Origin of the sequence: Vibrio sp. IB15 (genome assembly GCF_016406055.1) — a bacterium.
GTDB lineage: Bacteria > Pseudomonadota > Gammaproteobacteria > Enterobacterales > Vibrionaceae > Vibrio > Vibrio chagasii.
The window spans coordinates 42,113-49,726 of sequence record NZ_JAEFCE010000039.1 but is presented as its reverse complement, the minus strand read 5'-3'; the positions used below and the strand labels follow the sequence as shown (position 1 = coordinate 49,726).

The following is a 7,614-nucleotide window of genomic DNA, read 5'->3' as shown; positions in this document are numbered from 1 at the left end:
AAAGGATCAGATCGCAGGACTTGGAAAAGGTTCAATGGATTTAGGCAACAACGCCACGTCGGATTATAAAAGATCATGATCTTCCAAAATGATAGTGGTTTCGTCAGGTGGAAAACCAAGATCAATAAACCTGAGATGATCCCGAATGGTGCTAGAAAAGCCGTTGCCTTTAATACACCATTATTCGCTGGATCCCCATCAATCACCTTTCTCTTGAGATAGATCGAGATCATCACTGCACCCGCTGACATACCCGCCAAAAACAGATAGATAGCAATGATCCAGTCCCAAACCACGGTACCTGATTGAAACGCTGTATCCCATGCACTCATAATCAAATCTCCCCTTTTTGGTGTGGCACTTTATAGAGTTTTGGCTGAGTACCTAGATAAGCCTTATCTCTGTAAACCACTTCAGATTTAAGTACCTGGTTTATCTCGCTCTTAGGGTCATTTAAGTCGCCAAATATCAGCGCATTGGTAGGGCAAGATTCAACACAAGCAGGTAATTTACCTTGTGCAAGATTGGTATCGCGGCAGAAATTACATTTGTCGGCCGACTTATTCTCAGGATGGAAGAAGCGCACTTGATATGGACAAGCTAGCAGGCAATAACCACAGCCGACACACTTCTCTTTATGTACATCAACAATTCCTGTCTTCTCATCTTTATAGGCGGCGCCTGTTGGGCAAACCATTACACAAGGTGCATTATCACAATGTTGACAAGAGTTACGAGTGAAACGGTAATCAACATTTGGATATTCACCTTGAGGTTCGCTCTTTATGATTTCTAAGCGCGATACGCCTTCAGGCACTTTGTTTACTTCACGACACGCCTCAGTACAAGCAGTACAGCCAATACAAGCGGTTTCGTCATGAACCATTCCGTAACGCTTGGTGCCATCTTCCTGAACATTAGCTAGCGTTTTGCGGCTTGTAACCGCTGCAGTACCTGCAACACCAGTTGTGAAAATAACGGAACCCGCGCCAGCTAAAAAGTTTCTTCTTGAGCAGCTCATAGATTACTCCCCTTCTTTCTTCTGGTTGAAGTCTGAATGGCAATCCACACACAGCTTGATGGTTTGCTTTTTATCTAAGCCAAGCACCTTCGCTTCACTCGCATGCACATCGTGACAGTTTGAACACGTTAAGTTTTGTGCGTGTACGTCATGAGTCCAACTGGCTTCGCGCAGATCATCAGGCTTATGACAATCTATACATTGGCTGTTGGCATCTAAGATTAAGCTAGGATCGAGGAAAACCTTTTCGGTTCCGGGTTGTGATTGAGCCGCGCGATACTTCACCACCTCAGGTGCACCATCACGGTGATCGGGGCCAATAGAACTATGACAATCTGTGCAATTCACTTCACGGCCAAGCAAAGCGTGCGCACTCTCACCATGTGAACCAAATACCGTTTCTTTAGAATCTTTATGGCATTGGACACACTTGTAATCTTTGTCACGTATTAATTCGACATCATGTCTTGTTGACTCTCCTACTGGCGTAACAGCAGGCTCTGCAACAGCATGAATGGAATAACCATAGAGGCAGAATGCTAGAAGGGATTTAAGCATTATGACTATGGCCAATTTAATATTGCCCATTTTATCCTTTCCTTATACCGGCATTATTTAACTCTCAACTAAATAATATTCCGGTTAAACAAAAGTACCCTTAAACGATATTATTACCGCTTAAATGATGTCAATTCTTATTTTGGATAAGCCACAACGCTTTCTATATTTAGAATATACCCCTAATTAGGTAAAGCGAAATATACAAAGGGTAATATGTGAACACAATAACCCTATTTATAGTAAAGGCATGTCGGGTGATTCTTTGTTATATATGATAATAATTCTCAATAAGACCCGTCTAACTTGATGGTCACATATCCCTTTAGGGTTATATAAACTTCAACGTGATTGAAGTCACTGTCATTAATTGATCTAAAACAAGCAAACATCCGACACGTAACAAAATGTGTTTATTTATGAATTAATATAAACAGCAATTCTCCAGTTCTTAATTTGAATAGCAAACTCACAACGCTTGGTATAAAAATCAGTATATTGGAGATATCACTGTGAAAAAGCATTGGATACGTAATTCCGTCACAGCATTATTAATGGTTAGCGCATCACTAGTAAGCGTGACCAGCTTTGCTGCGTCTGAACAAAAAGAAATTGGTGATCCTCGTAACGACCAGTTCGAGCAAAACCACCCAGATCAATACCATTCATGGAGACAAACGTCAGAGAGCGAAGCCATTGAAGACGCACTAAAAGAAGATCCAAACATGGTTATTCTATGGGCGGGCTACGGTTTCGCGAAAGACTACAACAAAGCCCGCGGCCACTTTTATGCAGTTGATGATGTAAGACAAACCCTGCGTACTGGTGGACCAACCGACGAAAACTCAGGCCCAATGCCAATGGCGTGTTGGAGCTGTAAAAGCCCAGACGTAGCACGCGTTATTGAAGAGCGTGATGAAGACGGCTACTTTGAAGGTAAATGGGCTCGCCTTGGCAGCGAGATAGTCAATCCAATTGGTTGTGCCGACTGTCACGATACTCAAAGTGAAGGCTTTAAAAATGGCGAACCTGCACTAAAGATCACTCGTCCTTATGTTGAACGTGCGTTCGATGCGATTGGGAAGAACTTCGAAGAACAAGGTCGCTTTGATCAGCAAGCCTCTGTGTGTGCTCAGTGTCACGTGGAATACTACTTCACAGGTCCAACAAAAGGTGTGAAATTCCCTTGAGATAAAGGGACGCGTGTTGAACAGATGGAAGAGTACTACGATGAGATTAGTTTTAAAGATTGGACACATAAAGTCTCTAAAGCACCAATGCTAAAGGCTCAGCACCCTGGTTACGAAACTTGGCGTGAAGGTATTCACGGTAAGAACAACGTTGCTTGTGTTGACTGCCACATGCCTAAAGTGACGAAAGAAGACGGTACCGTTTACACCGACCATAAAGTAGGTAACCCGTTTGACCGCTTCGAAGACACCTGTGCGAACTGCCATACTCAATCTAAAGAGACCATGCGTAACATCGTTTCAAGCCGCAAAGCTCAAGTGCTAAACATGAAGCTGACCGCTGAGAAACAAATCGTAGCCGCTCACTTTGAAGCAGGCGCAGCATGGGAAGCAGGCGCAACAGAACAAGAGATGGCACCTATCTTACAAGATATTCGTCATGCGCAATGGCGTTGGGACTGCGCTATCGCATCTCATGGTGTTCACATGCACGCACCTGAAGTAGCCCTAGAGGTTCTTGGAACGGCGGTTGACCGCGCAGCAGACGCGCGAACTAAGATTGTTCGTCTACTTGCGAAGAAAGGCATTACCGATCCAATCGAGATTCCAGATATCTCAACCAAAGAAGCCGCTCAGAAAGCGCTAGGAATGGACATGGATAAGATGAATGCTGAGAAGCAACACTTCTTAGACACGGTGGTTCCTAAGTGGGAAGAGCAAGCTGAAAAGCGTGAAGCTAACTACGAATACTAGTTCCTTCAAATAGACCAAAAAGAGAAAACCAGTCACACTGTAAAGGTGTGGCTGGTTTTTTAGATTTGGGCGCACTCAACCGTCCCAATTTCACATTACCTTTTAGCTAATTCAAGGAACAAAGAATGAAGCACTTACTTTCGCTTTCGGCATTATGCATCGCATTAATAAGTTCAGGACTTCACGCCTCAGAACGAGCAGAAACAGGGTGGGAAATGATTGAGGAAGGTGCGCTTGTGGTTGATGTCAGGACACCAGGAGAGTTCAAGTAAGGTCATCTGGACAATGCGCTTAACTACCCTCTTTCTGAAGTCGCTACGCACTTTGCTAGCAGAGACAAAGCTCAACCTATCGTTTTGTATTGCCGCAGTGGTAACCGCTCAGGACAAGCTTACCAATATTTGAAAGCTCAAGGGTTTACACAGATCCACAACGCTGGCGGCTTAATTGAGATGCAAGAAAGCAAATAATCTAGAAATTAAAGATAGTGCCCGTTTAACGGATCATTTGCTTAGCTTGGTTGATCGAATGGATGATAGAGACACGATCAATGCCTTTCTGGTTAGAATCGAGAATTTGAGTCCAAGCATCGATCGCTTGTTGGTAGCGCATACTGATGAAGTGATCGGTCGCTATCAACATCAATGCCGTACGATCGTTGGGATCAAGTTCCATGGATTGATTTAAGAGCACTTTCACATCATCACTCATCGCCTGTGAACTTAGGTAATACAAGGCGCTCGCTTTAGCTGCATAAAGCCCTGAAGGCGCCTGTGGGTCTAAACGAATCGCATAGTCGTAACAGATAAATGCAGCATCAAACTCCCCTTTCTGCATATAAACACCACCAAGCTTAAACCAAAGGTCTGATTGATTAGGGTCTTGCTCCAGGCTCTGCTGAAGTTCATTTTGGAAATCTGTTGCTGTATAGCTGCTGTCGTCACTTGAAGTAAGTTGAGGGGCTTCTTGTTTCATCTGAGACCAAACCAGAATGCTGGCTAATATCGCCACACATGAAATAAGGAGATTGCCTTTAAGATGACTGGTTTTTCTGTTTGATGCGATCACGATTGCCACTAGAAATAGGCTCATTAGCAGCAAAGCAATCAGTAACCAGATATCCATTCTACTCTCCTTTCATTGACGCTTTACTGTACCTTTTTCTCACTAAAACAATATTGATCGAGGTTTAGCTATTGGCGTTTAAATAAGTCACAGCCAAATTCTAGGTAATAAAAAACCGAGCACAATGGCTCGGCTTTTTGTCTCAACTTCTATTTATAGAAGTGAAAGATTACTCAGTGTCTTGCTCGCTATCAGAAGCGTCTGATGCTCGCTCTTCACTTGATTCAGAAACGACTGCTGCTTCAGCGTTTGCTACTTCAGCTTCGCCTTCAACAACCTCAGCTTCTTCTACTTCGTCGATACGTTGTAGACCTACAACGTTCTCGTCGTCAGAAGTACGAATCAGTGTTACACCTTGAGTGTTACGACCAACTTGGCTCACTTCCGCAACGCGAGTACGTACTAGCGTACCTGCGTCGGTGATCATCATCATTTCGTCGCCTTCTTCAACTTGAACAGCGCCAACAACTGGGCCATTACGTTCAGAGACTTTGATAGAAACCACACCTTGCGTTGCACGGCCTTTCGTTGGGTATTCAGCTAGTTCAGTACGCTTACCGTAACCGTTTTGAGTCACAGTTAGGATATCGCCTTCGTTAGAAGGAACAATCAACGATACTACTTGATCGTCTTCTGGAAGCTTCATACCACGAACACCAGAGGCAGTACGGCCCATTGCACGTACTTTGTCCTCGTTAAAGCGAACAACTTTGCCCGATTTAGAGAACAGCATGATGTCGCTATCACCGTTAGTAATGTCAACGCCAATCAGTGAATCATCGTCACGTAGGTTAACTGCAATTAGGCCGTTAGCACGTACGTTTGCGAACTGATCCAGTGATGTCTTCTTAACAGTACCGTCACCCGTTGCCATGAAGATGAATTTCTCGTTAGAGAACTCAGAAACAGGCAGGATAGCCGTGATACGCTCACCTTCTTCTAGAGGAAGAATGTTAACGATAGGCTTACCACGAGCAGTACGACTTGCTAATGGCAGTTGGTAAACTTTCAGGCGGTATGTCTTACCACGAGTAGAGAAACATAGGATGTTATCGTGAGTATTAGCAACAAGCAGACGCTCAATGTAATCCTCATCTTTCATCTTAGTTGCACTCTTACCTTTACCACCACGACGCTGAGCTTCGTAGTCGCTTAGGATTTGGTACTTAACGTAACCTGCGTTAGAAAGCGTTACTACAACGTCTTCTTGAGCAATCAGCTCTTCCATGTCGATGTCATGAACTGCCGCTGTGATTTCTGTACGACGCTCGTCGCCATAGATTTCACGTACCGCTTCAAGTTCTTCACGGATAACTTCCATCAAACGCTCAGTGCTTGCAAGAATGTGCATTAGCTCAGCGATTTCTTCTAGAAGTGCTTTGTACTCGTCTAGAATCTTCTCGTGCTCAAGGCCAGTTAGGCGGTGAAGACGAAGTTCTAGAATTGCTTGTGCTTGTGTTTCCGTTAGGAAGTATTGACCATCGCGGATGCCGTATTGGTCTTCCAACCAATCAGGACGAGCTGCGTCAGTACCTGCACGCTCAAGCATTGAAGCAACGTTACCAAGATCCCAGCCACGAGCAACTAAGCCAGCTTTTGCGTCAGCTGGTGTTGGAGCGTTACGGATAAGTTCAATGATTTCGTCAATGTTAGCCAATGCTAGAGACAGAGCTTCAAGAATGTGTGCACGGTCGCGCGCTTTCTTCAGTTCGAAGATAGTACGACGTGTCACCACTTCACGACGGTGGTCAACGAAGCACTTAAGCATGTCTTTTAGGTTAAACAACTGTGGTTGGCCATTGTTTAGAGCAACCATGTTGATACCGAAAGTCGTTTGCAGCTGAGTTTGTGCGTATAGGTTGTTCAGAACAACTTCACCCACAGCGTCACGCTTACATTCAATAACAATACGCATACCATCTTTATCAGATTCGTCACGTAAAGCACTGATGCCTTCTACTTTCTTATCTTTAACCAGTTCAGCAATTTTCTCGATCAAACGAGCTTTGTTTACTTGGTAAGGGATCTCAGTAACGATAATGGTTTCTTTACCATTCTTGTCAGCTTCGATATCCGCTTTTGAACGCATGTAAACCTTACCGCGGCCAGTCTTGTATGCATCTACGATGCCTTTACGACCACTGATAAGTGCTGCTGTCGGGAAGTCAGGACCAGGAATGTAGTCCATTAGCTCATCAATAGTGATCTCTTCATTATTGATAAGTGCTAAACAGCCATCAACAACTTCACCTAAGTTATGAGGTGGGATGTTGGTAGCCATACCTACTGCGATACCAGAAGCACCGTTCACCAATAGGTTAGGAATTTTTGTCGGAAGAACTGCTGGGATTTGTTCAGTACCATCGTAGTTCGGTACGTAATCCACAGTTTCCTTATCAAGGTCAGCCAAAAGCTCGTGAGCAATTTTCGCCATACGAACTTCGGTATAACGCATTGCAGCCGCGGAGTCGCCATCGATAGAACCAAAGTTACCTTGGCCATCAACTAGCATGTAACGCAGTGAGAACGGTTGAGCCATACGAACAATTGTGTCGTATACAGCACTATCACCATGCGGGTGGTATTTACCGATTACATCACCTACTACACGAGCAGACTTTTTATATGGTTTGTTCCAATCATTACCTAGTACATTCATCGCGAACAAAACGCGGCGGTGTACTGGTTTTAGGCCATCACGCACATCTGGAAGGGCACGACCAACGATGACGGACATCGCATAGTCTAGGTATGAACCTCTAAGCTCATCTTCAATATTTACGGGCGTGATCTCTTTCGCTAGATCGCTCATAGAGCCATTTTCCCTCTATAGTCAGATCGTATATTTGAATACGTATAAGACCGAAAAATATAACACAAATTTACCTACGGAGGCATCACTTTCCCTATCCTTTTACCATCTTGTGACCCTTGTAGCCAATCAATTGATGAGAAATTGCACCTCAG

Annotated in this window: 5 protein-coding genes and 2 pseudogenes; 2 read left to right on the top strand and 5 right to left on the bottom strand. The window is 44.2% G+C overall.

All coding sequences use genetic code 11. From position 1 onward, the window contains the following. From nrfD to nrfB, 3 genes are all read right to left on the bottom strand, one after another. Positions 1-332, bottom strand: a 332-nt coding sequence (gene nrfD, locus JC606_RS14960; protein ID WP_198778882.1) for an NrfD/PsrC family molybdoenzyme membrane anchor subunit, incomplete at its 3' end; no start/stop codon positions are given. 2 nt (positions 333-334) lie between these two features. Beyond that, positions 335-1,021 carry a cytochrome c nitrite reductase Fe-S protein gene (nrfC, locus tag JC606_RS14955; RefSeq protein WP_198778881.1) on the bottom strand — a complete coding sequence of 229 codons (687 nt, stop codon included), beginning with the start codon at positions 1,019-1,021 and terminating at the stop codon, positions 335-337. A gap of 3 nt (positions 1,022-1,024) precedes the next feature. Beyond that, positions 1,025-1,609: a cytochrome c nitrite reductase pentaheme subunit gene (gene nrfB / locus JC606_RS14950; protein WP_198778880.1), complete on the bottom strand. Its 585-nt coding sequence runs from the start codon at positions 1,607-1,609 to the stop codon at positions 1,025-1,027. 482 nt (positions 1,610-2,091) lie between these two features. Here nrfB and nrfA point away from each other — a divergent pair. After that, positions 2,092-3,522: pseudogene (gene nrfA / locus JC606_RS14945) on the top strand (ammonia-forming nitrite reductase cytochrome c552 subunit). A gap of 125 nt (positions 3,523-3,647) precedes the next feature. Next, positions 3,648-3,992: pseudogene (locus JC606_RS14940) on the top strand (rhodanese-like domain-containing protein). A 25-nt stretch (positions 3,993-4,017) separates the two neighbouring features. On the opposite strand, the gene JC606_RS14935 reads toward JC606_RS14940, so the two are convergent. Both JC606_RS14935 and gyrA read right to left on the bottom strand, forming a co-directional pair. Further along, positions 4,018-4,647, bottom strand: a complete 630-nt coding sequence (locus JC606_RS14935; RefSeq protein ID WP_198778879.1) for a tetratricopeptide repeat protein — start codon at positions 4,645-4,647, stop codon at positions 4,018-4,020. Between the two features lie 169 nt (positions 4,648-4,816). Continuing rightward, positions 4,817-7,459 carry a DNA topoisomerase (ATP-hydrolyzing) subunit A gene (gene gyrA, locus JC606_RS14930; protein WP_137407470.1) on the bottom strand — a complete coding sequence of 881 codons (2,643 nt, stop codon included), beginning with the start codon at positions 7,457-7,459 and terminating at the stop codon, positions 4,817-4,819. Positions 7,460-7,614: the final 155 nt, after the last annotated feature.

Coding starts and splice junctions, on each gene's coding strand:
- gyrA (WP_137407470.1), bottom strand. CDS start 7,459: ATGAGCGATCTAGCGAAAGAGATCACGCCCGTAAATATTGAAGATGAG.
- JC606_RS14935 (WP_198778879.1), bottom strand. CDS start 4,647: ATGGATATCTGGTTACTGATTGCTTTGCTGCTAATGAGCCTATTTCTA.
- nrfC (WP_198778881.1), bottom strand. CDS start 1,021: ATGAGCTGCTCAAGAAGAAACTTTTTAGCTGGCGCGGGTTCCGTTATT.
- nrfB (WP_198778880.1), bottom strand. CDS start 1,609: ATGGGCAATATTAAATTGGCCATAGTCATAATGCTTAAATCCCTTCTA.